Here is a 26,321-nt window from a genome sequence, read left to right as displayed (position 1 = left end):
TCCGGGAGGACGGAAAGGGGCCGGCGGCGCGGCGCCTACTTCTGCATCGCGTAGAGCTTGACCACCGAATAGAGGAAGTCGCGGCCTTCATAGAGCGAGCGGACGCGGATGCGCTCGTTCAGGCCGTGGACCCCGCCGCCGTCCGGGTCGCCGAACATGCCTGAGAGGCCGTAGCTGGGGATGCCGGCGGCGTTGGTGAAGCGGCTGTCGGTGGCGCCGGTGGACATGGCGGGCACGAAGGGCACGCCCGGCCACATCGCCTTGGACACCTGCTCGATGGGGCCGACGATGGCCTTGGTGAGCGGCGGCGGCGGCGACACCGGGCTGGGGGTTCCCACCAGGGTCACGGCGATCTTGTCGTCGGCGAACACCTTGATCAGCTGGGCCTTCACCGAGTCCAGGCTCTCGCCCGGCAGGATGCGGCAGTTGACGTTGGCCTCGGCCCGCTGCGGCAGGGCGTTGGGCGCGTGGCCCGCATTGACCATGGTGGCCACGCAGGTGGTGCGCATCATCGAGTTGCGGCTGGCGTCCTTGACCACCTCGGCCACGGCGGCGGCGTCGGTGGGGTCCTTGGCCACGGCGGCCATGGCCGCGCCCGAGGCGCCGCCCTCGATCACCGACATCTTCTCGAAGTGGTTCTTGGTGGCCTCGTTCAGATGGATCGGGAAGTCATAGGCGCCCAGGCGGCTGAGCGCGGCCGACAGGTGGTAAATGGCGTTGTCCTTGGACGGCCGCGAGGAGTGGCCACCGGGGTTGGTCGTGACCAGGGTGAAGTCCTGATAGACCTTCTCGCCGGCCTGGATGCCCAGGAACTGGCGATTGCCCTTGGCGTCCAGGCGGCCCGCGCCGCCCTCGTTCAGGGCGAACTGCGCGTCCATCATCGGGCGGTGGGTCTTCAGCATCCACTCGACTCCGTCGAAGGTGTCGGAGGTTTCCTCGCCGCAGGTGAGCACCAGCTTCAGGCCGCGCCGGGGTTTGAAGCCCTCGGTCTTGTAGCGGATCATCGAGTCGGTGAAGACCGAGGCCATGGCCTTATCGTCGCTGGCGCCGCGGGCGTAGAAGTAGCCGCCCTCCTCGATCAGGGTGAAGGGATCGCGCTCCCAGTCGGCGCGGTTGGCCTCCACCACGTCGATGTGGGCCAGCAGCATGATGGGTTTGGCCTTGGCGTCGGTCCCGGCCAGCGTCGCCACCAGGGCGCCGTCCTTGGGACGCTCGGTGGGGACCAGGATCGTCACGTCCTTGTCGGCGTAGCCAGCGGCCTTGAGACGCGCGCCCATCTTCTCGGCGGCGGCGGTGCAGCTGCCCACCGAAAGCGTGGTGTTGGTCTCCACCAGCTCCTTGTAGAGCGCCCGGAAGGCGACCTGGTCGGGCCGGCTCTGAGCCTGGGCGGAGGAGGCCGAAAGGGTCGCGGCGCCGATGGCGGCGAGGAGGGTGAGTTTCATGGACGGGCCCTGGTTACGCTTTGCGCAGATCGTAGGCGCCGCTCGAGCGCGCGACAAGGTGCAGTACGGCAGTTCCGCAACGGCGTGCCTGGACGCTCAATTTGGGCGCAACAGTCTCAGGCCACAGGAGCCGTGCACGCCTCAAGACGTTTGATGATTCCGCCAAGCCCCTTGAGCGAATACCGCACGGTCACGGGCCCCTTGGCGTCCAGCGCGGATATGGTCAGATCACCGCCCTTCGCCGCGACCCGGTCGAAAGCCTTGAAGAACCGCTCGCCCTCGCCGTCCGAGGTGAAGCAGGACTGAAGGTCGCAATTGGTTTCGCCGCGTTCGTCCGCCACCTTGCGGGCGAAGTCCTTGGCGCGCGCCTTGGACGACATGGACGGGTTTCCGTGCGCCGTGACGCTGTCGTGCTGGGCGATGGGCGGGGTGAAGACGTAGTCCCTGCCCACGCGCACGGTGTAGTTCGGCTCTGTATCGAACTCCTCCACCGCCAGGTCCGCAGTGTCGACATGCCAGATCAGCAGATGCTCACCCAGCGCCGAAACGCCAATCTCGGGCCGGGCGCGCCAGTGCTGGTTGGGCGCACCGAAGGGGAACACCTCATCGGCAACCTTCAACCGGCCCCACTTCCGGGAGGATGAACAGACCACCTCGAAGCGCCCCTCGACCACGCGTTTCGATTCCGGCGTGACGACGATGGGCGGGGGGACGATCGCGGCCAGACGTACCTTGTCGGCGGCGATCTCAGCCTCGGTCGGAGGCTTGAACAGGCTGTTCATCGGATCGTAAATTTCGCCGTCCGGCGTCAAGTACTGGCCCGGTTTCACATTGAGCGGGCACTCGCCGATATAGACCATTCGCGTTTCGGTGAAGTGCGGCTTGTCGAAGTCCGGCCCAAACCCCTCGCTTCGTGTCTCCATGCGCGTGTGGAGATCATGGGGCGTACCCCAAGTCTTGAACAGGCTATGCATGATGAGGGTCTCGCTCAGCTTCATCTTGCAGGACATTTCCGAAACAGAGGTCCCGTCGGTGGCCTGGGCAACCTTGTGCGTACACTCCTGAAGTCCAGAGACAGAGACCGCCTTGGCGAAAGCCGTGAACTCGGTCGGCAGTTGCTTGTACATGCAGAACTTGGAGTCCGGCATGTCCTGCCGTTTGTCGCCGGTCTGGGTCACCTGCCAGTAAGTAGGGGTCGTCTCACGACTCGCCCCGGCTGAGGGGGCTGGTGTGGAGACGATATCGGCGGGCTTGGCCTCGGCTCCCAGCAGGGCGACGGCCAGGGGCGCCGCCGTCAGCGCGAACCACGGACGCGCGTTGCGCCAATCTGATTTCCACATCGCTCGCCCCAACCCCAAGCTGGTGACGATGGGTCGCGCTCAGGCCAGGGTCAATCCGGACCGGTCAGGGACGCCTAGTTCAGCGACGCCTTCTTCACCGGAGCGGGCGGGAGCGGCGCGATGTTGACGCCCTCCTGCGCCAGTTCGCGGACCTCGGCGGGGGATGCCTCGCCGTAGATGCCGCGCTGCTCGGAGGCGCCGGCGTGGATGGCTCGGGCCTCGGCGGCGAAGTCCTCGCCGACATAGTCGAAGTTGTCTTCCACGTGCTGCCGCACCTGCGCCATCGCCTGCATCATCACCTCGCGGGCGGCGGGCGTCATGTCGGGGCTGTTGCGCTTGGTGCCGGCCACCATGGGGGCCATGATCTGCTTGGTGACCGCCGTGGAGCCGCAGGTCGGGCAGCCGATCTGGTCGGCGGCGGTCTGGGCCTCGTAGTCGTCCGACGAGCCGAACCAGCCCTCGAACTCGTGGGCGTGGTCGCAGGCCAGGGCATAGCGGATCATGCGAGGGCCGCGGGCGGGGCGAAGGCCCGTGCATTGGCGAGCGCCGGGATCGCCGACCGCGCCTTGGCGACGGCGGCCAGGTCGAGGTCCACCACCAGGACGCCGGGCTCGTCGTGGGCCAGTTCGCCGAGGATGTCGCCCCAGGGAGCGATGGCGATCGTATGGCCCCAGGTGCCGCGGCGATCCTCGTGGAAGCCGCCCTGGGCCGGGGCCAAAACGAAGCTGCCGGTCTCGATGGCCCGGGCGCGCAGCAGAATCTCCCAGTGCGCCTCGCCCGTCGGCCGGGTGAAGGCGGACGGGACCAGCATGACCTGGGCGCCGGCGAGCGCGAGGGCCCGATAGACCGCCGGGAAGCGCATGTCGTAGCAGATGGTCAGGCCGAGCGGGGTGTCGCCGGCCAGGGCCGTGACCGCCCGGTCGCCGGGCTCGTAGGTCTCGCTCTCCCGGGCGCTCTCGCCGGTGGGCAGGTCGACGTCGAACATGTGCAGCTTGTCGTAGGTGGCGGTGATCTCGCCGGCCGGCGAGATGAGCGCCGCGCGGTTGGCGGCCTTGCCGTCCTCGCGCAGCACCAGGGCCGAGCCGATCAGCAGCCAGACGCCGAGCTCCTTGGCCAGCGCCTGCAGCCCCAGCACCACCGGGTCTTCCGCCAGAGCTTTAAGCTGCGGCAGCAGGGCGGCCTTGTCCTTCTGCAGGATGTTGCTGGCCTCGGGCGTGGCGATGAAGGTCGCGCCCTGGGCCGCGGCCTCGCGCACCAGCGGCGTCAGGTGTTCGAGCGCCGCGGCGTGGCTGGCGGGGGTCCGGGTCTGGATCAGTCCGACGCGCAAGGTCATGGGTCCAGTTCTAGAGCGCTATTCGCTCCGATGAAATCGGAGCCGCGCTCTAGATTCATACTTGGCGCGCTTTCGGGCGGCGAACCGGTCTCCACTTCGCCTAAAGCGCGCTGGAAGCCCCTCAGCCCGACCTTGGCAAGGCTCAAGCGGCCAGCAGGGGGTCCAGCTTGCCGTCCCGTTCAAGGGCCATCATGTCGTCGCAGCCACCGATGTGTTCCTCGCCGATGAAGATCTGCGGGAAGGTGGCGCGGCCGCCCGACCGCTGCATCATTTCCTGGCGCTTCTCTGGATCGAAGGCGGCCTCGATCTCGGTGAACGCGACGCCCTTCTTCTCCAGCAGGGAGACCGCGCGGACGCAGTAGGGGCAGTAGGGCTTGGTGTAGATGGTGACTTGGCTCATGTCTCAACTAACGCCGAAAGGGGTTGATGGGTCCTATATGGGGGAGTTCGCGGCTTCTTTCACCCTGGCGACCACCGCCACGTCGACGCAGGCCGCGCCCGCCTTGAGCAGGGCCCGCGCGCAGCCTTCGAGGGTGGCCCCGGTGGTCATGACGTCATCAATCAGCAGGATTCGCCGTCCCGCCACCAGTTTCGCCCGCGACGGGGGCACGGCGAAGGCCGCCGCCACATTGCGCCGCCGCCCGCCGCCGGACTTGCCGCCCTGCGTCTGCGTGGCCCGCACACGGATGAGCGCGTCTGGCAGGTAGGGCACACCCGTGAGCCGGCTCAGCGGCCGGGCGATCTCGGCGGCCTGGTTGTAGCGGCGGCTGAACAGGCGGGTCGGATGCAGCGGCACCGGCGCGATGGCGTGGGCCTCGGCGATCAAGTCGCGGGCCGAGCGGCTGATCCAGCGGGCGAATAGGGGGGCCAGGTCGGTGCGGTCGGCGTGCTTGAGCTGCAGGATCGGCCCGCGCGAGGCGTCGTCATAGAGGCAGGCGGCCCGCGCGCGGGAAAAGGCGCGGGGCTTGGCCATGCAGGAAGCGCAGCGCACCCCCTCCCCTAAGGCGTAGTCGAAGGGCGTGCCGCAACCGTCACAGACCGGATCGTCGAGGAAGGTGATCTGGCTCCAGCCGCTCGCCGTGAGGCCCGTGGCCAGCGGCCGGGGCCCGTCATCCAGGGACTGGGGCGGGAATAAAAGGTCCAGGGCGGACCGCGCGGCGGATTTCATGCGCGGCCCTGGTTTCCACCAGGCCTCCGACACGCCATCTTGCAGGCTCATGTCCGCCCCGCCCCTGCTCTTCGACCGCGCCCAGCTGCGCGCCCGCCTGACCCGCGCCGCACCCGGCTACGGAAACGCCGACTTCCTCAAGCGCCGCGCGGCGGAGGACGCCGTGGTGCGCCTGGAGGCGATCCTGCGGGACTTTCCCCGCGCCGTCGACCTCGGAGCCCGCAATGGGGCGTTCCGCGAGGCCTTGGCCTCGAGCGACGCCGCCAGCCGGGTGGCCCTGCTGGTGGAGGCCGACCTGTCTCCCGCCATGCTGGCCGGCCGGGGCGGCCCCCGGATCGTGGCCGACGAAGAGCGCCTGCCCTTCGCCTTCGGATCGCTGGATTTGGTGGTCTCGACGCTGGCCCTGCACTGGACCAATGACGTGGTCGGCGCCCTGATCCAGATCCGCCGGGCCCTGAAGCCGGACGGACTGTTCATCGGCTCGATGTTCGGCGGCGCGACCCTGACCGAGCTGCGGGCCTCCCTGCTGTCGGCGGAGATCGAGCTGACCGGGGGCGCGGCCAGCCGCATCTCCCCCTTCGCCGACGCCTATGATGCGGCCGGGCTGCTTCAGCGGTCCGGGTTCGCCCTCCCCGTCGCCGACGTCGACAAGGTGACCGTGCGCTATTCGCACCCCATCAAGCTGCTGGCCGACCTGCGGGCCATGGGGGAGACCAGCGTCCTGGCCGATCGTCACCCCCGGGCGCTCACCAAGACCGTGCTGGCCCGCGCCATGGAGCTCTATGTCGAGCGGTTCGCAGAGCCGGACGGCCGGGTTCCCGCCACGTTCGAGATCCTCACCCTCACCGGCTGGACGCCGGACGCCAGCCAGCAACAGCCCCTCAAGCCCGGCAGCGCCAAGATGCGGCTGGCCGACGCCCTGGGGGTGGTCGAACAGCCGCTGCCGAGGGACGAGGACTGACTCAGCTTCCTTCTCCCGCAGGGGGAGAAGGATTCACATAGTCGACGCAGCCTGCTCTGGTCCTACGCCGCGATCGCCTCGTCCGCCTGCGCCCGGGCGAAGTCCGGGTAGAAGCGGGCCATCATCCGGCTCGTGTAGCAAACGAGGCGGGGGAAGCGCTCGGCCCGGCGGCGCAGGGGGGAGTCGAAGAAGGGCGTCAGCATCCCGGCCAGGGTGGCGAAGACGAAGGCGTCCACGCTGGTGGGCTCGTCGCCCATCATGAAGGGCTTGTCGCCGAGCAGGGCGTCAAGCGCCATCAGGGAGCGGGCCGCCAGCGCCAGGATCTCGTGCTCGGAATGGCGGCCGACGCCGACGGCGCGGATATTGGCCGAGACCGCCTCCAGGAGCTGGGCCTTCAGCACCGGCCGCGCGGTCTCGGGCGCGGTGTCGAACCAGTGGGCGGGCCCCTTGTCGAAGTTCTCCGGCAGCAGGAAGCGGAAATAGCCGGAGGTCCAGGCCAGGTGGTTCTCGCACATCCGCTCGATGGCCCAGGCCTGGGCGCGCTGCACGGTGTCGAGGCCAGCGTCCAGGTCCACGCCATAGCGGGCCTCGAGGTGGCCGCGGATGAAGGTGGAGTCGGCGATCTTCTCGCTAGCGTCCTCGATGTAGGGCAGCTGGCCCTTGGGGGAGTCCTCGCGCCAGCCCTGGACCTTCACATAGGCCACGCCCGCCATCTGCAGGTGGATCTCGCTCTTGGTCACATAGGGGCTGACTTCCGGCAGGCCGAAGCCTTCGCCGCAGGCATAGAGGGTGATCAGCTTGGTCATGGCGTTTCTCCGGTTGCGTTGATCCCGGTTCTATTGCCATCCTGCTGCCAACATGGTGGCAGCAGTGGTGGAGCTTCTGGACGAATGAGACGCGCCGACCGCCTGTTCCAGATCATCCAAATCCTGCGTCGCTCCCGGCGTCCGGTGACCGCCGACGCGCTCGCCGAGGAACTGGAGACCTCCAAGCGCACCGTCTATCGCGACGTCGCCGACCTGATGGCCCAGCGGGTGCCGGTGCGGGGCGAGGCGGGCATCGGCTATGTGCTGGACCAGGGCTATGACCTGCCGCCGCTGATGCTGACGCCCGACGAGATCGAGGCCGCGGTGCTGGGCGCGCAATGGGTGGCTGGCCGCGGCGACCCGGCCCTGGCCATGGCCGCCCAGGACCTGATCGCCAAGATCAGCGCCGCGATCCCCGAGCGCCTGCGCCCCTATATCGACGCTCCGTCGCTGGGCGCCGCCAAGTCCTGGAAGCTGCAGCCCGACGCCATCGACATGGCCCAGGTCCGCGCCCAGATCCACGCCGGCCGCAAGATCGCCATCCACTACAAGGACGAGCAGGGTCGCGACAGCGAGCGCACCATCTGGCCGGTGACCATCGGCTATCACGACACTGTCCGGATGCTGATGGCCTGGTGCGAGATGCGCCAGGACTTCCGCTCGTTTCGCGCCGACCGGGTGACGGGAGCCGCGTTCCTTGAGGACCGCTATCCCGAACGCCCCGCCGTGCTGCGGGCCAAGTGGCGCCGCGTGATGGACGAGCGGCGGGCGGAAATGGTGAAGGCGTGGAAGAAGACCGAAGCGGCGGACAAGCCCTAGCCCCCTCCGTCTCTTCGCTGCGCTCAGATCCACCTCCCCCGAACCAGCCTGCGGCCTGGGGGAGGAAATAGAAGCGCCAAATTCCTCCCCCAGCGCGAAGCGCGTATCGGGGGAGGTGGCGCGCGCGTCAGCGCGTGACGGAGGGGGCTAGGCCCTCGGTCGTCGCGCGTCATCCAGCGTCACCAACACATCGGCCCGCCCCGGCATCTCAGCCAGGATGTGGCGCGTCAGGCGTTCGTAGTGGGCGATGAAGTCGGCGACTTGGTCGTCGGTCATGGCGCGCTTGAGGTTGCCGCCCTCGCGGGCCAGGCGGGCGCGGAGCTTGGCCTCCTGTTCCTGGCGCCAGGCCAGAACCACCTCGAAGCTGGGCGCCTTCAGCAGAACCAGCAGGCCGATGCGGGCGAAGAGCGCCTGGTAGGGGCCGGCGAGGGCGGCGTTGACGAAGGTCCGCCAGCGGCCGTCAGCGTCGCGCTCGCGCTCCAGGGCGTTGATCGGCGCGGCGACATCGGCCTGCGGGACCGCCCCGACGCACCAGCCTTCGAAAAGGATCACGTCCACCGGTCCAGAGGCGGGAACACCGTCTGGCCGGCGGTCGTCGGCGGCCTTGTCGAAGGCCGGAAGCCGGGTCTCGTCGGAGCGGGCCAGGCCGTCGAGGACCGCCAGGCCAAGCTCGACATCGTGGGTTCCGGGGACGCCCCGCGTCGCCAGCAGCGGATGGATCTCGCGCGCCAGCGCCTGGCGCTCCGCATGGGTCAGGTAGAGGTCGTCCAGCGACAGGGCGGCCACCACCAGGCCGTGGTCCTCCAGCATCGCGCGCAGGACCGCGGTGAGGGTGGACTTGCCGCTGGCCTGGGCGCCGCAGATGCCAACCACGAGACCCGGTTCCCCGACCTGGGACAAGATCCGCTCGGCGAGGGGCGAGCAGATCGCCAAGGCGGTCTCGGCGAAGTCCGGCGGCAGGCCCTCGGCGGCGATGAAGTCAGTGAGCCAGGGGTCCACGCCGGCTCCCATGGTCAGATGAGATCGCGCAGCCAGGCCACCAGCGGCGCGTCAGCCGGCGGCATAGGATAGTCGCCAAGCTTGGACGGCTTCACCCAGGCCAGCGCCGCATGTTCCTTGGCGGTGATCACGCCCTCCCACCGGCGGCACAGATAGAGCGGCATCATCAGGTGGAAGGTTTCATAGCTATGACTGGCGAAGACGAAGGGCGCCAGGCAGGCCTGGGTGATGACGATGCCCAACTCCTCCTCCAGCTCGCGGATCAGGCATTGCTCCGGGGTCTCGCCCGGCTCCAGCTTGCCGCCCGGAAATTCCCAGAGGCCGGCCAACTGCTTGCCCTCCGGCCGCTGGGCGATCAGCACGCGACCGTCGCTATCGATCAGGGCGGCGGCGGCGACAAGCACCATGGGTTTGGGATCGGCCATGACGCCTGCATCGCGGGGCTTGGCGAGAAATGCAACAGCTGGAGGCCGATTGACGCGCGGTGACGGTGGCGTCGCGCGATCAGCCGGGTAGTCTAGGAACCAAGGCCCTCCAGAGGCCCGGGAGACGCCGGTGATCGACCTCTACTATGCCGCCACGCCCAACGGCTGGAAGATCAGCATCATGCTGGAGGAGTGTGGGCTGCCTTACACGGTCCACCCGGTGAACCTGGGGCGCGGCGAGCAGTTCGCACCGGACTTTCTGAAGCTCAGCCCCAATAACCGCATCCCGGCGATCGTCGATCAGGACCCGGAGGACGGCGGAGCCCCGATCCCGATCTTCGAGACCGGGGCGATCCTGGTCTATCTGGCCGAGAAGACCGGGCGCTTCCTGCCCGCCGATGTGCGGGGGCGCTCAGCGGTGATGCAGTGGCTGATGTGGCAGGTGGGGGGCCTGGGGCCGATGCTGGGCCAGAACGGCCACTTCAAGCTCTACGCCCCGGAGAAGATCGCCTACGCCATCGACCGCTATGAGCGCGAGGCCGCCCGGCTGTACGGCGTGCTGGATGGCCAGTTGGCGCGGACCGGCGCCTATGTGGCGGGCGACGACTATTCCATCGCCGACATGGCCTGCTTCCCCTGGCTGATCACCCACAAGGCCCAGGGCTTCACCCTGGACGACTATCCCAACCTCAAGCGCTGGTTCGCCGCGGTGCGGGCCCGGCCCGGCGTGGTGGCGGGCACCGCCGTCGGGCGGATGGCGCGGCCGGGCGAGATGGACGCGCAGACCAAGCAGAACCTCTTTGGGATCGCCGCAAAATGATCGAGTGCTTCTTCGACTGCTCCAGCCCCTGGACCTATCTGGCCTTCCACAACCTGCAGCCGATGGCCGCTGAGCTGGGGGTGGAGATCGAATGGCGGCCGATCCTGGTGGGCGGCATCTTCAACACCGTGAACCCCTCGGTCTATGAGCAAAGGGCGACGCCGGTGCCCGCCAAGGCCCGATACATGAAGAAAGATCTGGAGGACTGGGCGCGCCACTCGGGGATCGCCATCACATTTCCGCCCAAGGTCTTCCCGGTGAACAGCGTCAAGGCCATGCGCGGCTGTATCTGGCTGGCGCCGCAGGGCAAACTCCTCGCCTTCGCCGACGCGGTGTTCAGGGCCTATTGGACCGACAACCTGGACATCTCCCAGGACGCGGTGCTGGCGGCGGTGTGCGAGAGCGTCGGGGTCGACCCGGCCGCCCTGCTGGCCGGGATCGCCGAGCCGGCGGTGAAGGACCAGTTGCGCCTTAACACCGAGGAGGTGGTCGCCCGCGGCGGCTTCGGCTCGCCGACCATCTTCGTGAACCGCACTGACATGTACTTCGGCAACGACCGCCTGCCCCTGATCCGCGATGCGGTCCTGGCCGCCCAGGAGACCGCCTGATGCCCAACCGCGACCTGACCCCATCGACCCCCGCAGAGGCCAGCCTCTCCAGCGCTGGCCTCGCGGCCATCGACGCCTATCTGCAGGGGCTGGTGGATAAGGGGGTGGCCGCCGGCTACGTCACCCTGACCGCGCGGCACGGCAAGCTGGCGCATCGCAGCAGCATAGGAATGAAGGACATCGCCAGGGGCGAGCCGATGGCGGCCGACACGATGTTCCGCATCTTCTCCATGACCAAGCCGGTGACAGCGGTCGCCATGATGATCCTTCATGACCAGGGCCTGTGGTCGCCGGATGACCCCATCGAGAAACACCTGCCGGCCTTCTCGGGCGCCAAGGTGTTCGGCGGCCTGGACGAGGACGGAAAGCCGATCCTGATCCCCGCCGATCACCCCCCGACCCTGCGCGAACTGCTGACCCATACGGCGGGCCTGACCTACGGCCGCGAACCGATGGGCGGGCTGGAGAAACTGTACGAGGCCGCCGACGTCTGGCGCTCGGCCGACCTGGCCGAGATGGGCGCCAAGCTGGGCAAGCTGCCCCTGGCATATCAGCCCGGAACCAAGTGGGTCTATTCCCTGGCCATGGACGTCCAGGGGGCGATCATCGAGACGCTGTCGGGCCAGACCCTGCCGGCCTTCATGCAGGAAAAGATCTTCGGCCCGCTGGGCATGGTGGACACCGCCTTCCACACCCCGCCGGAGAAGAAGGGGCGCCTGGCCACCCTCTACCGCACCAGCAAGAGCCGGGGCCTGGTGGCCCTGGAGGGCAACCCGCTGCTGCGCGACTACGACGCGCCGCCGGCCCTCGCGTCCGGCGGCGGCGGCCTGGTGTCAACGGCCGGCGACTATGCCCGCTTCGCCCAGATGCTGGCCAATGGCGGCGAGTTCGCGGGCAAGCGGATCGTCAGCCAGGCGGCAGTGAAGCAGATGATGACCAACCAGCTCTCCGACGAGATGCTGGAGGCGCGCTACGGCATCGGCCTGCAGCAGATCCGGCCGGGCTTCGGCTTCGGCTACAACGGTGTGGTGTTCACCGATCCGGAGAAGGCCGGGGTGCCTGCGGGGCTAGGCACCTATCACTGGGACGGGGCGGCGGGGACCTGGTTCTGGGTTGATCCTACCAACGACCTGATCTTCGTGGGCATGGTGCAACTTTTCTCTGAGACCGCGCCGGCCTGCCAGGCCAAGACCCAGACCCTGATGGCCGACGCCATCCTGCAGGAGGTGCATTCGTGAGCCGCGAGACCATCCTCGAGCCCGACCTGCCGATCGTCGATCCGCACCATCACCTGTGGGACCGGCCGGCCGCCCTGATAGCCGCCCTGCCACCGCCCAAGCACGGGTTCGAGCATGTGACGCGGCGCGTGCCGCGCTATCTGCTGGACGAGCTAATGGCGGACATGAAGCGCGGCCATAACGTGATCGCCACCGTCTACATGGAGTGCGGCTCCATGTACCGGCGCAGCGCCTCACCGGCCATGCGGCCGGTCGGTGAGACCGAGTTCGTCAATGGCGTGGCGGCCATGTCGGCCAGCGGCCTCTATGGCGATGTCCTGGCCTGCGCCGGGATCGTCGGCCACGCCGACTGCAATCTGGGCGCGGGCGTCCGCGAGGTGCTGGAGGCCCATATTGCCGCCGGCGGCGGGCGCTTCCGCGGCATCCGCCAGAGCGCGTCGTCCGATCCCGACAAGGACGTCCTGGGGCCGCTGGCCCGGCAGGAGGGGGGCCTCTACATGTCGGCCAAGTTCCGCGAGGGGTTCGCACAGTTGGCGCCGCTCGGCCTCTCCTTCGACGCCTGGATGCTGGAGCCGCAACTGCCCGACCTGATCGACCTGGCCAAGGCCTTCCCCGACACCCAGATCGTGCTGGATCACGTCGGCACGCCCCTGGGGATCGCCAGCTACGCCGGCAAGCGGGAGGAACGCTTCCCGATCTGGAAGGCGAACATCCTGAAGCTGGCCGAACTGCCCAATGTGGCGGTGAAGCTGGGGGGCCTGGCCATGGTGTTCCCCGGCTTTGACTCCTTCATGTCCGATCCGCCGACCTCGTCGGAGGCGCTGGCGGCGGAGTGGAAGCCCTATATCGAGACCTGCATCGAGGCCTTCGGGCCGGAGCGCGGCATGTTCGAGAGCAACTTCCCCGTCGATATCGGCAGCTGCGACTACGACGTGCTGTGGAACGCCTTCAAGGTGCTGACCAAGGGCGCCTCGGCGGCGGAGAAGACCGCGCTGTATTCCGGCACGGCCACCAAGATCTATCGCCTCGACCTATGAGAGAGCTTCTGTTCCAGGGGACCACTCGGACCTGGGTGCATCCCGAGACCGTGTCCGTCGGCCGCCTGCCCGCGCGCGCCAGTTTCATGCCCTATGGCGATGGGCGGAGCGCCCTGGCGCGGGGCCCCTCCCCCTTCGTCCGCTCGCTGAACGGCGACTGGAGGTTCACGCTGGTGGACCGGCCCGAGGCCATCCCTCGAGACTTTGCCCGCGCAGAGTTCGATGACGGCGATTGGGGCCGGCTGCCCGTGCCGTCCAACTGGACGATGCATGGCCACGACAAGCCGCACTACACCAACGTCCAGATGCCCTTCCCCCTGGCCGCGCCCAATGTGCCCGACGAGAACCCGACGGGTCTGTACCGCACAGCCTTCGAGGTTCCCGCCGACTGGGACGGGCGGCGCATCGTGCTGCGGATTGGGGCGGCCGAGAGCGTGCTCTATGTCTGGGTGAACGGCCTTGCAGTGGGGATGGGCAAGGACAGCCGGCTGCCGCAGGACTTCGACGTCACCAGCTTCGTCACGCCGGGCGGGAAAAACCTGCTGGCCTGCGCCGTCGTGAAGTGGTCGGACGCCTCCTATATCGAGGACCAGGACCAGTGGTGGATGGGGGGCATCCACCGCGACGTCGAGCTGATCGCGTCGGCCCCCACCCACATCGCCGACGTCTTCGCCCGCGCCGGGTTGGAGGACGATTTCGTCTCCGGGACCCTGGGCGTCACCGTGAAGCTGGGCTTCCCGGGCGACCCCGACAACGGCTGGGAGGTGGAGGCGCAGCTCTATGACGGGGAAGTGCCCGTTCTGGACGCGCCGCTCCGCAAGAAGGTCTGGTCGGCGGTGAAAGGACACAGTCCCTACCGCCCGGCTCTCGGCCAAGTGACGCTGGAAGCCGCCGTGCCCGCGCCGCGCCGGTGGTCGTCGGAGACGCCGAACCTCTACACCCTGGTGGTCACCCTGCATCGCGGCGACGGGCCGGCGGTGGAGGCCACGAGCGTCCGCGTCGGCTTCCGCCGCGTGGAGCTGGGCGACCGCGAGCTGCTGATCAACGGCAAGCCCGTGCTGATCGCCGGCATGAACCGCCACGAGCACCATCCCACGCGGGGTAAGGCCATCACCCGCGAGGACATGCTGGCCGACGTGTTGTTGATGAAGTCGTTCAACGTCAACGCGGTGCGCACCAGCCACTATCCGAACCATCCCGCCTGGTACGAGCTCTGCGACGAATACGGCCTCTACCTGGTGGACGAGGCCGACATCGAGAGCCACGACTTCCTGCACGGTCTCTGCCGCGATCCCCGCTACGCCAGCCAGTTCCTGGAGCGCGGCCTGCGCATGGTGGAGCGCGACAAGAACCATCCCAGCATCATCCTCTGGTCGCTGGGCAACGAGAGCGGCTATGGCCCCAACCACGACGCCATGGCCGGCTGGATCCGCCAGTACGACCCCTCGCGGCCCCTGCACTATGAGGGCGCCATCTGGGGCTGGGACCCGAGCGCGGCCCTGCAGCACATTGCGGCGGTGGGCGGGCTGAAGGCGGGCGGCGCGCCGGGGGCCGTGGCCAGCGACATCGTCTGTCCCATGTATCCTCCCATCGAGAACATTGTGGCCTGGGCCAAGGCCGACGACCCGGCCGACCGGCGGCCGATGATCCTGTGTGAATATTCCCACGCCATGGGCAATTCGAACGGCAGCCTGTCGGACTATTGGGAGGCCTTCGAAAACCACCGCGGCCTGCAGGGCGGCTTCATCTGGGAGTGGGTCGATCACGGCATCGCCCAGGTGACGCCCGACGGCCAGCCGTTCATGGCCTATGGCGGCGACTTCGGGGATGCGCCCAACGACCTCAACTTCTGCTGCGACGGCATCGTCGGCGCCGACCGGGCGCCACACCCGGCGCTGTGGGAGTTCAAGACACTGGCCCAGCCTGTGGGTGTAGCCTGGGACGGCGAGCGGCTGGCGGTCACCAACAAGCGGGACTTCACGACGCTCGAGGATTTGACTGGAGCGTGGACGCTGGAGGTCGATGGGCGAGTGGTGGCGGAGGGTTCGCTGCTCCGGCTGCCGACCGCACCCGGGGCGACAGAGAGCGTGGCGCTCGATCTGCCGAGGCCAGAGATTGAGGCGGGGCAGGAAGCCTTCCTGATGGTCCGCTTCGCCCTGGCGCAGGCGACCGCCTGGGCTCAGGCCGGTCACGAATTGGCCTGGGCGCTACTGCCGGTCAGCTTGCCGGTAAAGGCCAGCCCGCCGCCGGAACGCCTGACCGGAACCCTGGTGCTGGCGGAGACCGACGAGACGGTGCGGGTCAGCGGCGATGGGTTCGAGGTGGTGTTCTCCAAGGCCACTGGAACTCTGGAGCGCTACCTCTGGCGCAACCATCCGCTGGTGCTGGAGGGACCGCGCTTGCAGGTCTGGCGCGGGGCCACCGACAACGACGGCATCAAGGGCTGGAGCAACCAGGACACCAAGCCGCTCGGCCGCTGGCTGGCGGCGGGGCTGGACGCCCTTGTGCCCGGCGCGGCGAAGATCGAGGTCGCCGAGGCGGCGGGCAGCGTCGTGGTCACCGTTCAGCAGACCTGGGCCAGCGCTCACCTCGCCGAGGCCATCACCCATCGCCAGGACTACAGGGTCACCCCCGATGGCCGGGTGGCCGTGACCAACCGCTTCGAGGTGGCCCCCGAACTGACCGACCTGCCGCGCCTGGGCGTCACCCTCGCCCTGCCCGAGGGCTTCGAGCAGTTGGCCTGGTTCGGACGCGGCCCGGGCGACACCTATGTCGACCGCAAGGCCGCCGGTTGGATCGGACGGTTCGAGGGGACGGTGAGCGGCCAGTACGTGCCCTATGTCCTGCCGCAGGAACACGGCAACCGGACGGACGTGCGCTGGCTGGCGGTGGAAGGACCGGAGGCGGGGCTGGTGTTCGTGGCTGCGTGCGAAGGCTCGGCCAGCCACTTCACCCCGGCCGACCTGTTCGCCGCCAAGCACACCACAGACCTGACGCCGCGCGCCGAGACCTGGATCAATCTCGACATCCGCCAACGCGGCCTGGGCACCGCGAGCTGCGGCCCCGACACGCTGGATCGCTACAAGATCGGCGGCGGCGTCCACGTCCTGAACTACGAGATCCGGCCTTATGCGGCGGGTGACGATCCGGGCGTGGTGGCGCGGAGCTGATCCCTCCTCTCCCACTTTTGGGAGGGGAGAGAGCGCTCCCGGCGCCGCACCTGCGAAGGAGCTGAGCCGTATTCGGTTGACTTCCGAGCCTTCGCGGCCCATATAAGCCCCGCGCTGCAGCAATTCGCGGCGCTATGGCGCTCCAGCCGCGTGATGGGATCGACGAAGGTCCCAGCCTGTCGAGCGCCGAAAGAGATCGCATAGATCGCCCCGCCACGCGGGGGCTTTCCACAAATCACCCGCGTCTTCGCGACCCTCGCCCCCGGCGAGCGGCCGCATTCGGCGCATATGTGAAAGATACACACGTTTTGACCAAGTTCACCGACTTCGGCCTCGCTCAACCCTTGCTGAAGGCCCTGGCCGACGAAGGCTACGTCACCCCCACCCCCATCCAGACCCAGGCCATTCCCGGCGTCATGACCGGCAAGGACCTGCTGGGCATCGCCCAGACCGGCACCGGCAAGACCGCCGCCTTCGCCCTGCCGATCCTGCATCGCCTGGCCGCCGACCGTAAGCCGGCGCCGCGCCGCGGCTGCCGCGTCCTGGTGCTCTCCCCCACCCGCGAACTCGCCACCCAGATCGGCGAGAGCTTCAAGACCTACGGCAAGCACCTGGGCGTCTCCGTCGCCGTCGTGTTCGGCGGCGTGAAGTACGGCGGCCAGATGCGTGCGCTCGCCGGCGGCGTCGACGTGCTGGTGGCCACCCCCGGCCGCCTGATCGACCACTTGGGCGAAAAGACCATCACCCTGGGCGGCGTCGAGATCTTCGTTCTCGATGAAGCCGACCAGATGCTGGACATGGGCTTCATCCTGCCCATCCGCCGCATCGTGAAGTACCTGCCCAAGGAACGGCAGAACCTGTTCTTCTCCGCCACCATGCCCACCGAGATCGGCAAGCTGGCCGGCGAACTGCTCAACCCCAACCCCCTGAAGGTCTCGGTCACCCCGCAGGCCACCACCGTGGAACGGGTCGACCAGAAGGTGATCTTCGTAGAGACGGCCCGCAAGCGCGCCCTGCTCTGCGAACTGTTCGCCGAAAAGAACTTCAAGCGCGTCATCGTCTTCACCCGCACCAAGCGCGGCGCCGACCGGGTGGCCAAGTCCCTGGAAGCCGCTGGCGTCGAAGCCGCGGCCATCCACGGCGACAAGAGCCAGGGCCAGCGGGAACGCGCGCTCGCCGCCTTCAAGGCCGGTGACGTCCGCGCCCTGGTGGCCACCGACATCGCCGCCCGCGGCATCGACGTCGACGCCGTGACCCACGTCGTGCAGTACGAACTGCCCAACGTGCCGGAGAGCTACGTCCACCGGATCGGCCGTACGGCCCGCGCCGGGGCCGGCGGTTCGGCCGTGGCCTTCTGCGCCGACGACGAACGCAACCTGCTGCGCGACATCCAGAAGGTGACGCGCCAGAACATCCCCACCGAGGAACGCCGCGGCGATCGCGCCCTGATGGTCATGACGCAAGCCATGCCGGAAGTGGCCGCCGAGCGGGCCGAGGCCGGCCGCAAGAACCACGGCGGCGACCGCAACGGCGCCGGCGGCACCCGCAAGCCGCAGAACCGCAGCGACCTGCCGGGCGGCCTGCGCGCCCAGCGCAACCGTCCCGCCAAGGGTCACGGCGGCGGCAATGGCGGCGGCGGCGGCGATCGCCACCCCCACGGCGCCCGCACCGGCGGCGAGCGGGCCTCCACCACCCCCATCAGCCAGGCGGCCTTCAAAGGCCCCAAGCGCGAAGCTGGCGCCGCGGCCCCGGCCAAGCGCTGGAGCCCCATCGACTAGGGGGCGGGCTGACCTGATCTGAGATTACGAAACGCCCCGTGGCTTCGCCGCGGGGCGTTTTGCTGCCTGCCTAGAACCGCGTCGAAAGCGAGAAGAACGGACGCCAGGTCTTCTTGCGGCGGTCATAGGGGGTGCGGGTCAGGGGGCGGGCGGCCTCGACCGTGAAGGTGGCGCGATCGCCCACCCGGGCGCGGACACCGGCGCCGGTGGAGGCGAGGTCCGCGTCACCGCCCGAACGCTTCAGATTCCACACCTTGCCCACATCGAAGAAGCCGTAGCCCTGCAGGAAGCTGAAGGGGCCGCGCTTGGGGCTGAAGCCGGCGCGCAGCTCAGCCGACCCGGCCACCCCCTGGTCGCCGCCGATCTCGGCATAGTTATAGCCCCGTCCGTACGGCGCGCCGCCGACCACGAACTCCTCCGACGACAGCAGGCGGTTCGGAGACCACTGGCCGTCGGCGCTCAGGAACAGGCCTGCCCAGGGGCCGAGGTCGCGATAGTGCGCGCCGTGGACATTGAGCTTCACGAACTGGCGCGACGCGTCGGCGCGCGAGAGCCCCTCCCCGGGCTGGCTGCCGGGCTTGCCGCGCTGGCCGGCCGAGACCTGGGCGAAGACGTTGCTGGAGCGCCCCGGCGCGCTGACGTCGGCGTTGAGCGCGCCGCGCAGCACCACGACGTTGTCGGCATAGCCGCCGGTGTCGGTCCAGTCCTGCTCGATGTGCCGCGCCTGCAGGGTGGCCTGGGTCCAGGCGTTGACCCGGCGGTCGCGCTTCAAGGGCTTCAGGTAGCTGACGCTGGCGGCGAGGCTGTCGCTGCCCACATCGTTGGATATCGGGTTTGCCCCGTCCCGGGCCTTGGCGACGCCGATGGAGCCGCGCAGGCGCGACCCGCCGCCGAGCGGGGTAGAATAGCTCACCTCGCCATAGGTGTAAGCGCGCGGATCGTTGGGCACGCTGAGAACCGCCAGGGCGAGTTGGTCGCCGGGACGGATCACGGAGTTCTTCGCCGCGCGGCCATAGGCCTGCCAAGGCCCGCTAGTCTTGGGGCCGCGGTTGTCGACATAGGCGGAGACGGCGAGGGGTTTGAGACTGGCCACCGCCACCAGCCGGTGGCGGGCGGGATCGTCCAGCACCGGCTCCAGCGAGGTCTTGATCTGAACGCCAGGCTCGTCGCCGGCCAGGCTCAGCCGGCGCTCAAGCTCCGCCAGCCGCAGGGGGCGGAGTTCGGCAAGCCCCTTGAGATAGGGCGACGCGGCCGGGGCGCCGATGCCCGTCAGGTCCACGGCGCTGATATAGCCCTCATAGATCCGGATCCGCGCGACCCCGGTCCCAGGCGCCTGAGACGGAACCACGGCGCGGGACAGGAAATAGCCATCCGCGCGGTACTTGTCGGTGATAGCGGTCGCTATGGTCACCAGGTCGGCGGTGCTGACCTCGCGGGTGAGATAGGCCTGGTACAGCGGGGCGAGATCGCCGGGTTTGTAGACGGTGAGGCCTTCGAGGCTGACGGCATTGAGCTGGAAGCAGCCACTGTCGGGCTTTCCGCAGGCCGCCTCCGGAGTCGCTTCGTCCTGGGGCCAGGCGAAGACTGGAAGCGACAGGAACATGCCCGCGGCGATGAGCATGGCGATACGGACAGGCCAGTCCGCCGAGCGCCACGCTGCTGCACCTGACCACCCCAACGCCTTGCCACTCCCCGAAACACCAACCTCGTTCGTGACGGAACATGGTGAACGAGACCCTAATGGTCGGAATTTTTCTCCCGCCTTAGCAAAGACTTAGCCACAGCCGCGCCATTTGTGACGGGAAGGCCAATTTTTCGCTCCACAAATTGGGGGTACCCATGCGTTGCACATCCCTGCTCCTCGCCTGTTCGGTCTTCGCGTTTTCCGCGGCTTCCGCCCAGGCCGCAGAGTGGCGACTGGTGGAGCTCAACGGCACGGTCCGCATCGCCGTCCCCGGGGCCGAGGTCGCGCCGGCGAGGCTGAACCAGGCGGTTCCCACGGGCTCCAGCATCACCACCACGCTCGGCGCGCGCGCGGCCCTCGACAACGGACTGCAGCATATCGTCGTGGGGCCTAACAGCCGCATGACCGTGGCGCCGGATTCCGGGGGGTTCACCCGGGTGATGCAGGATCTCGGCGCCGTGATGTTCAAGGTCGACAAGCAGAAGGCGCCCCACTTCCGCGTGGACACCCCCCTGCTGGCCGCCATCGTCAAGGGCACCACCTTCACCGTGGTGGTGAGCCCGCAGGCAGACTCGGTCAACGTGGCCGAAGGGTTGGTGGAAGTTCGCTCCAACGCCACCGACATGGCCGGCGATGTGCCGGCCGGCTCCACGGGCGCGGTGTCGCGCGACGCGCCCCAATCGGTGCAGGTAAGCGGCACGATGACCCCCACCAGCGGAGAAGCGCCGGCCGTAAAGATTGAGCCGCTGGACTACAAAATCGTATCTGGCGGGTTGGTGGACTCCGGCGCCCCCGCGATGCCTTCGAGCGCAACCCTCGCCGTGGCCTCAGGCAATGCCTCAGCCGCAGCCTCACCAGCCGCGGAGACCGGATCGCCCGCCACGCCCGCGCTCGACGTCGCCCAGAACGACCGCACCCCTCAGGCGGCGTTCATTGGTGCGGTCAATGTGGGGAGCACTCCGGAATCCGCCGGAGGTAGCGCGAACTCCAGCGGGAGCGAACACACCGGCGGCAATGGGAACAACGGAAACGGCAACAGCGGCGGCTCGACCGAGACCGGGACCACCACGGCCAACGGCAATGGGAACAACGGCAACGGGAACGGAAGCGGCGGCGGCTCCACCGAGACCGGGACCACCACGGCCAACGGCAACGGCAATGGGAACAGTGGCAACGGGAACGGCAACGGCGGCGGCTCCACCGAGACCGGGACCATCACGGCCAACGGCAACGGCAATGGGAACAACGGCAACGGGAACGGCAACGGCGGCGGCTCCACCGAGCCCGGGACCACCACGGCCAACGGCAACGGCAATGGGAACAACGGCAACGGGAACGGAAACGGCGGCGGCTCCACCGAGACCGGGACCACCACGGCCAACGGCAACGGCAATGGGAACAACGGCAACGGGAACGGAAACGGCGGCGGCTCCACCGAGACCGGGACCACCACGGCCAACGGCAACGGCAATGGGAACAATGGCAACGGGAACGGAAACGGCGGCGGCTCCACCGAGACCGGGACCATCACGGCCAACGGCAACGGCAGTGGGAACAACGGCAACGGGAACGGCAACGGCAACGGTGGATCGAACAGTGTCATCACGACCGTCGACGGCCTGACCGAGGCACTTTCGGGCAACGGCAAGGGGCGCGGCCCGAAGTGACTCTATGGGGTGATCTGATCGGTCGGCTGCGACCACAAGTCGGCCTGGCGGCCGTCGCCGCCGGCGTCGCGCTCGCCATGCTGAGTGGAATGCTGACGCCTGTCGACGACGGCCTGGCCACTCTGCGGTTTCAGGCTCTGCAGCGGGCGCCAAGCCATCAGATCACGGTCGTCGAGATTGACGTTCCCAGCCTGCGGGCCGCGGGGCACTGGCCCTGGGGGCGAGATCGCTTCGCCACCGCCATCGGCAACCTGCAGGCGGCGGGCGCCAAGGTGGTGGCCTTCGATGTCGACTTCAGCGCCACCTCCACCTCGGCCAGGGACGCGGCTCTGGCCGACGCTATCGCGGCTCGGCCGGGCTCCGTCATCCTGCCGACCTTCGTCCAGCCGGTGCGCGGGACCGATGGCGGCTCCAGCCTGGTCGAAACCTCGCCGCTGCGTGGCCTCTCGACTGAGGCCCTGCTGGCCAGCGTGAACATCCCTGTGGACGCCGATGGCCGCGTGCGCCGCTACACCTATGGCTTTGGCGCAGAGGACACCTATCGCCCCTCCATGGGCGCCTCGTTGGCCCAGACACCTCTGCAGCGGCGGGACAGCTTCCTGATCGACTATGGCGCAAGGGTGCGCGAGATCGATCACCTGAGCTTTGACGACGTTTACAGCAACCGTTTCGATCCGAAGCTGGTGCGGGGACGGTCCATCCTCATCGGAGCCACGGCCCTCGAACTGGGCGACGAGTTCGCGACACCACAGGCTGGCACGGTGAACGGGGTCTATATCCACGCCCTGGCCTTCGAGAACCTGACCAGCGGTCGAGCCCTCATGGCGCCGCCGGCCTGGATGACCTTCGCCCTCGCCTGCCTGCTGATCCTGCTCCTGCGCGCCGACCGTGAGCTATCCCTCGGAGCCCTGACGCGTCGGCACATCGCGGCCGGCGTCGGGCTGCTGACCCTGCCGGTCTTTTTACAGAACCTGGCCCCGGTCAGCCCCTCGGTGGCGCCGCTCGTGGCCGCCCAGCTCCTTTGCCTTCTATGGGCGACGCGCGCCGAGCTCGCCCGGCGGGCCCGGTCGATTGTCGCCGAGCGCGAAGCGGGCCTTTTGCATCAGGCCCTGCACGAACCAGAAACCGGACTACCAAATCGCAGAGCTCTGCTGACCGAGATCGGGATGCGGATGCAGCAGGGGGACGGCGGCGCCCTGGCCGTGGTCGCCATCGGCATCGACCGCTACCCCACCATGCGGGGCGCCGTCGGCTACAGCCTTTCCAACCTGATCGTACGCGGGGTGGCTGCCCGGCTGGAAGCGGTCTGTGGCGACAGCCAGGTCGCCCACCTCTCCACGTCGGTTCTGGGACTGGTCCTGCAACGCGCCGACGTCGCCACGCTGCTGACCGACCTGAGACGGCTCGAAGACCTGGATCCCGGGCACGAGGTGGCGGGCCACCCGGTGGACGCCTTCATCAAGCTGGGCGTCTCCCGCCAGCTCAGCCCCCAGGACGACGCCGAAAGGCTGCTGGAGAACGCCGCGCTGGCCCTCGACGAGGCTCGACGCCAGAACAGCCGTGTCGTCACCTACCAAGCCGACGCCTATGCCGATCCGTCTCTTAACCTGGCCCTGATGAGCGAGATGCGCCGAGGCCTGCACGCCGGTGATCTGAGCCTCCACTACCAATCGAAGGTGAGCACGGCCGACGGCGAGGTGCATGGCGTCGAGGCCTTGATCCGCTGGAAGCACCCTTCAAGAGGGAACATCCCACCCGACAGTTTCATCGGCATCGCCGAGGAAACCGGCAATATCCGCGAGCTGACCGAGTGGACCCTGGCGCGCGCCCTTGAAGACCGGGCGACCCTAAGCGCGGCGGGCCACGATGTGATCGTCTCGGTGAACATCTCTGGGCGACTGCTGGCTGATCGCAGCTTCTGCGACCACGTCCAGGCGATGGTGGCGAGCCGAGACCATGGCCTCTGCCTGGAGATCACTGAAACCGCGGTGATCGAGAACCCGACGGCGGCGACGGCCTCCATCGCGGCGTTCCGCGCCGCCGGCCTGAAGGTGTCCATCGACGACTACGGCGTGGGCCTGTCGTCGCTGTCCTATCTGAAGATGCTGCACGCCGACGAACTGAAGATCGATAAGTCCCTGGTGGTGGCGGTGGCCGAAAGCCAGCGCGACCGGCTGATCCTGAAATCCACCATCGACCTGGCCCACAGCCTGGGCATGAGCGTCGTCGCAGAGGGGGTCGAGACCGCCGAGGTCCAGGCCGCACTCGCCCTGCTGGGCTGCGACGCCATCCAGGGCTACCTGATCTCCCGTCCGGTCCCGCTGACCGATCTCACCGATTTCCTGACGGGCTGGGGACAGAATCCCCGGCGCGCCGCGGTCGGCTAGCTCCGGTAGTCGCCATTGATGGCGACGTATTGCTTGGTGAGGTCGCAGGTCCAGACGCTGGCGGCGCCCTTGCCGACGCCGACGTCGACGCTGACCTCCAGCTCCTGGTTCTTCATGTAGGCGCTCATCTTGTCCTCGTCGTAGGTGGGTGAGACGAGGCCGTCCTGGGCGGCGATCAGCGGGCCGAACTGGATCTTCACGCGGTCGCGGTCGATGGGCTCGTCGGCGCGGCCGATGGCCATGGCGATGCGGCCCCAGTTGGCGTCCTCGCCGGCGAAGGCGGTCTTCACCAGCGGGCTCTCGGCGATGGTGCGGGCGATCTTGCGGGCCGAGGCCGGGCTCTCGGCGCCGGTGACGTTAATCTTGACGAACTTGCTGGCGCCCTCGCCGTCGCGGACCAACTGAAGGGCCAGGTCCAGCAGCACGGCCTCCAGCTTCACCCGGAAGTCGGCCAGACGTTTGTCGCCGGCGCGGCTGATGAGCGGGGCTGAGGACTGGCCGGTGGCGAACAGCAGCAGGGTGTCGTTGGTGGAGCGGTCGCCGTCCACGGTCACGCAGTTGAAGGTGGTCCGCGTGTAGAGGCTGGCGAGGGTCTGCAGAGCGGCCGGCGAGATGGCCGCATCGGTAGCCACGAAGGCCAGCATGGTGGCCATGTCGGGGGCGATCATCCCCGAGCCCTTGCAGATGCCGGCGATCTTGACCTTCTCGCCATCGATCATCGCCTCGGCGTAAGCGCCCTTGGCGAAGGTGTCGGTGGTCATGATGGCCCGCGCGGCGCCGGCCCAGTTGTCGTCGGTGAGCCTGGCCTCGATGTCGGGCAGGCGCTGAGTGATCTTGGCATCGTCCAGCAGCACGCCGATGACGCCGGTGGAGGCCACCATCACGTCGCGCTGGCGGCAGTCGAAGCGCTTGGCCACGGCCGAGGCCACCCGGCGCACGGCGTCGGCGCCGGGCTTGCCGGTGAAGGAGTTGGCGCAGCCGGCGTTGACCACCAGGGCCTGGGCGTCGGCGCCCTTGGACATCTCCAGATGCTTCTTGCACCAGTCGACCGGCGCCGAGCCGATGCCGTGGCGGGTGAAGACACCCGCCGCCGAGGTGCCCTTGGCGAAACGCATCACCAGCAGGTCGTCGCGCTCATGCTTGTAGAAGCCGGCGCGGCTGGTGGCGATCTGCACCCCGGCGATGGGCGGGATCTTCGGGAACGGCACGGCCAGGGGCGAGACCGGCAGGGCGCCCTTGGCGGGCGCCGGGGTCGCAGGCGCGGCAGGCTCGGCCTGCTTGTCGGCGCGCTTCTGGGTCGCGCGCTTCAGGGCGGTGTTCAGCGGTTCCAGGGCGCGTTCGATGGTGTGGCCCACCGCCTCCACCGGCTTGGAGGCGACCTCCAGGGCGATGGCGGCCGGGGTCTTTCCAGCGGCTTTGGGCTTGGCGGCGGCGGCCTTCTTCTCAGGCGTCGTCTTGACGGGCGGACGGGTCATGGCTTGGCCGCCTTGGTCGCGGGTTGGGCGGGGGCCTTGGCGACGGGTGCGGCGGGCTTGGCCGCGGCAGGCTTGGCGACCGGGGCCGCGGCCTCCGGCGGGGTTGCGGGGACCGTGGCGGCGCCAGGCTTCACGGGCGGGGCGCTGGCTGGCTCCTTGGGCTGGCCGGGGACGTCCTGCGGCGCGCGGATCAGGGTCTGGATCTTGGAGCGGGCCCGGAGCTTTTCCAGCAGGTCGCGGACCTGGTCATAGGTCAGGAAGCGCACGATCTGCGGCCGGGCGGCCTCCAGGGTGATGGGCTGCTCCAGGCGCCGGTCCTCGACCTTCACCAGAGCCCAGCCGCCGTCCACCTCGAAGGGCCCGACGATCTGGCCGGCCTTGGCGATCTTGAGGTTGGCGTCATAGGCCTCGGGCATGACATCGGTGGTGAAGTAGCCGAGGTCGCCGCCGTTGAAGCGGGTGGCGGCGTCGGTGGAGCGCTCCATGGCGAGCGCCTCGAAGGAGGCGCCGGTGGCCAGCAGCTTCTTGACCGCGTCGGCCTCGGCCAGGCTGGCCAGCACGATCTGGCGGGCCTTCAATTCCTCGGACTGTTTCGCGAGCTTGAGCTGCTCCTGGTAGAGGCCCCGGATGGCGTTCTCGTTGACGGCGTCAGAGACGGTGCTCTCCACCAGCATGTCGCCCAGGATGCGTTCGCGGGCGGCGGCAAGGCGGCGCTGAGCGGCGGGGTCCTTGTCCAGCTTGCGCTTCAGCGCCTCGCTGGCCAGCAGTTTCTGGTCCACCACCTCGTCCATCACCCGGCGGAACAGGTCCGATGAGACGTCGAGGGGCTCACCCTCGCCGATCAACCCTTGGGCCACGGCCTCGCGTTTGACGTCGGAGGACCAGACGGTGCGGCCGTCGACCTTGGCTACGGCGGTGTCGCCCGGCTCGGGAGGATGTTCCGCGCCAGTCCCCTTCCCGCAGGAGGCCAGCATCAGGGTCGCGGCCAGCACGACAATCATCGTGCGGACCGGGCGCGAAATGCGGGTGAAACTTCCCTGCGACATCGCCCATACCTCTAAGTCTAAAATGGCGCCAACCCGGCGTCCGTCCCTAGCCATTTACGCCACGGGATGCAAAGGTTGCCGCCGATCAAAACCTGCGCGGCCCCAACATTCCGGCTGA

The 26,321-nt window shown here is 68.7% G+C and carries 22 protein-coding genes; 10 read left to right on the top strand and 12 right to left on the bottom strand.

Translation table 11 applies throughout. From position 1 onward, the window contains the following. Positions 1-35 precede the first annotated feature (35 nt). The 6 genes from JKL49_RS05660 to JKL49_RS05635 form a co-directional block, all read right to left on the bottom strand. A complete protein-coding gene (locus JKL49_RS05660; RefSeq protein ID WP_215338871.1) occupies positions 36-1,442 on the bottom strand; it encodes a M20/M25/M40 family metallo-hydrolase in 1,407 nt (468 codons plus the stop codon). 116 nt (positions 1,443-1,558) lie between these two features. After that, positions 1,559-2,782 (bottom strand): DUF3617 domain-containing protein, encoded by a 1,224-nt coding sequence (locus JKL49_RS05655; protein ID WP_215338869.1) that lies wholly within the window; start codon positions 2,780-2,782, stop codon positions 1,559-1,561. Positions 2,783-2,856: 74 nt separating this feature from the next. Continuing rightward, positions 2,857-3,285, bottom strand: coding sequence for a DUF1178 family protein (locus JKL49_RS05650; protein ID WP_215338867.1), 429 nt, complete (start codon positions 3,283-3,285; stop codon positions 2,857-2,859). Beyond that, positions 3,282-4,115: a carbon-nitrogen hydrolase family protein gene (locus JKL49_RS05645; RefSeq protein WP_215338865.1), complete on the bottom strand. Its 834-nt coding sequence runs from the start codon at positions 4,113-4,115 to the stop codon at positions 3,282-3,284. Before JKL49_RS05645 ends, JKL49_RS05650 begins: the two co-directional genes overlap by 4 nt. A 142-nt stretch (positions 4,116-4,257) precedes the next feature. Then, positions 4,258-4,515 carry a glutaredoxin 3 gene (gene grxC, locus JKL49_RS05640; RefSeq protein ID WP_215338863.1) on the bottom strand — a complete coding sequence of 86 codons (258 nt, stop codon included), beginning with the start codon at positions 4,513-4,515 and terminating at the stop codon, positions 4,258-4,260. 33 nt (positions 4,516-4,548) lie between these two features. Continuing rightward, positions 4,549-5,334 (bottom strand): ComF family protein, encoded by a 786-nt coding sequence (locus tag JKL49_RS05635; RefSeq protein WP_215338861.1) that lies wholly within the window; start codon positions 5,332-5,334, stop codon positions 4,549-4,551. Between JKL49_RS05635 and JKL49_RS05630 the strand changes: the two genes are divergently transcribed. After that, positions 5,333-6,244 carry a methyltransferase domain-containing protein gene (locus JKL49_RS05630; RefSeq protein ID WP_215338859.1) on the top strand — a complete coding sequence of 304 codons (912 nt, stop codon included), beginning with the start codon at positions 5,333-5,335 and terminating at the stop codon, positions 6,242-6,244. The two genes, JKL49_RS05635 and JKL49_RS05630, sit on opposite strands and share 2 nt — an antisense overlap. A gap of 62 nt (positions 6,245-6,306) precedes the next feature. On the opposite strand, the gene JKL49_RS05625 is transcribed toward JKL49_RS05630, so the two are convergent. After that, a complete protein-coding gene (locus tag JKL49_RS05625; RefSeq protein WP_249778033.1) occupies positions 6,307-7,050 on the bottom strand; it encodes a glutathione S-transferase family protein in 744 nt (247 codons plus the stop codon). Positions 7,051-7,134: 84 nt separating this feature from the next. Here JKL49_RS05625 and JKL49_RS05620 point away from each other — a divergent pair, with 84 nt between their 5' ends. Next, positions 7,135-7,869, top strand: coding sequence for a helix-turn-helix transcriptional regulator (locus tag JKL49_RS05620; RefSeq protein WP_215338857.1), 735 nt, complete (start codon positions 7,135-7,137; stop codon positions 7,867-7,869). A 147-nt stretch (positions 7,870-8,016) separates the two neighbouring features. Here JKL49_RS05620 and JKL49_RS05615 read toward each other — a convergent pair whose 3' ends face one another. Together JKL49_RS05615 and mutT are read right to left on the bottom strand one after the other, a co-directional pair. Continuing rightward, positions 8,017-8,880 carry a kinase gene (locus JKL49_RS05615; protein ID WP_215338855.1) on the bottom strand — a complete coding sequence of 288 codons (864 nt, stop codon included), beginning with the start codon at positions 8,878-8,880 and terminating at the stop codon, positions 8,017-8,019. A 2-nt stretch (positions 8,881-8,882) separates the two neighbouring features. Further along, entirely contained in the window at positions 8,883-9,293 is a 411-nt protein-coding gene (gene mutT, locus JKL49_RS05610; protein WP_215338853.1) for an 8-oxo-dGTP diphosphatase MutT, read from the bottom strand. Between the two features lie 130 nt (positions 9,294-9,423). Here mutT and JKL49_RS05605 point away from each other — a divergent pair, with 130 nt between their 5' ends. From JKL49_RS05605 to JKL49_RS05580, 6 genes are all read left to right on the top strand, one after another. Then, positions 9,424-10,113 (top strand): glutathione binding-like protein, encoded by a 690-nt coding sequence (locus JKL49_RS05605; RefSeq protein ID WP_215338851.1) that lies wholly within the window; start codon positions 9,424-9,426, stop codon positions 10,111-10,113. Next, on the top strand, positions 10,110-10,721 hold the full coding sequence (locus JKL49_RS05600) for a 2-hydroxychromene-2-carboxylate isomerase (RefSeq protein ID WP_215338849.1): 612 nt from the start codon (positions 10,110-10,112) through the stop codon (positions 10,719-10,721). Before JKL49_RS05605 ends, JKL49_RS05600 begins: the two co-directional genes overlap by 4 nt. Further along, a complete protein-coding gene (locus JKL49_RS05595; protein WP_215338847.1) occupies positions 10,721-11,959 on the top strand; it encodes a serine hydrolase domain-containing protein in 1,239 nt (412 codons plus the stop codon). The genes JKL49_RS05600 and JKL49_RS05595 overlap by 1 nt, the downstream gene beginning before the upstream one ends. Continuing rightward, the gene (locus tag JKL49_RS05590; RefSeq protein ID WP_215338846.1) at positions 11,956-12,996 is read left to right on the top strand and encodes an amidohydrolase family protein; all 1,041 of its coding nucleotides are present in this window, start codon (positions 11,956-11,958) and stop codon (positions 12,994-12,996) included. The genes JKL49_RS05595 and JKL49_RS05590 overlap by 4 nt, the downstream gene beginning before the upstream one ends. Further along, a complete protein-coding gene (locus JKL49_RS05585) occupies positions 12,993-16,166 on the top strand; it encodes a glycoside hydrolase family 2 TIM barrel-domain containing protein (protein ID WP_215338845.1) in 3,174 nt (1,057 codons plus the stop codon). The genes JKL49_RS05590 and JKL49_RS05585 overlap by 4 nt, the downstream gene beginning before the upstream one ends. Positions 16,167-16,474: 308 nt before the next feature. After that, positions 16,475-17,944: a DEAD/DEAH box helicase gene (locus JKL49_RS05580; protein WP_215338844.1), complete on the top strand. Its 1,470-nt coding sequence runs from the start codon at positions 16,475-16,477 to the stop codon at positions 17,942-17,944. A gap of 70 nt (positions 17,945-18,014) precedes the next feature. Here JKL49_RS05580 and JKL49_RS05575 read toward each other — a convergent pair whose 3' ends face one another. After that, positions 18,015-19,565, bottom strand: coding sequence for a ShlB/FhaC/HecB family hemolysin secretion/activation protein (locus JKL49_RS05575; protein ID WP_215338843.1), 1,551 nt, complete (start codon positions 19,563-19,565; stop codon positions 18,015-18,017). Between the two features lie 218 nt (positions 19,566-19,783). Here JKL49_RS05575 and JKL49_RS05570 point away from each other — a divergent pair, with 218 nt between their 5' ends. Continuing rightward, positions 19,784-21,295, top strand: a complete 1,512-nt coding sequence (locus tag JKL49_RS05570; protein ID WP_215338841.1) for a FecR domain-containing protein — start codon at positions 19,784-19,786, stop codon at positions 21,293-21,295. Continuing rightward, on the top strand, positions 21,292-23,682 hold the full coding sequence (locus JKL49_RS05565; RefSeq protein WP_215338839.1) for a putative bifunctional diguanylate cyclase/phosphodiesterase: 2,391 nt from the start codon (positions 21,292-21,294) through the stop codon (positions 23,680-23,682). Before JKL49_RS05570 ends, JKL49_RS05565 begins: the two co-directional genes overlap by 4 nt. Here the strand turns inward: JKL49_RS05565 and argJ are convergent. Together argJ and JKL49_RS05555 are read right to left on the bottom strand one after the other, a co-directional pair. Further along, entirely contained in the window at positions 23,679-25,157 is a 1,479-nt protein-coding gene (gene argJ / locus JKL49_RS05560) for a bifunctional glutamate N-acetyltransferase/amino-acid acetyltransferase ArgJ (RefSeq protein WP_215338837.1), read from the bottom strand. The two genes, JKL49_RS05565 and argJ, sit on opposite strands and share 4 nt — an antisense overlap. Further along, entirely contained in the window at positions 25,154-26,203 is a 1,050-nt protein-coding gene (locus JKL49_RS05555; protein WP_215338835.1) for a peptidylprolyl isomerase, read from the bottom strand. The genes argJ and JKL49_RS05555 overlap by 4 nt, the downstream gene beginning before the upstream one ends. Positions 26,204-26,321 lie beyond the last annotated feature (118 nt).

Origin of the sequence: Phenylobacterium glaciei (assembly GCF_016772415.1) — a bacterium.
GTDB lineage: Bacteria > Pseudomonadota > Alphaproteobacteria > Caulobacterales > Caulobacteraceae > Phenylobacterium > Phenylobacterium glaciei.
This window is presented reverse-complemented; position numbering and strand designations above follow the sequence as displayed.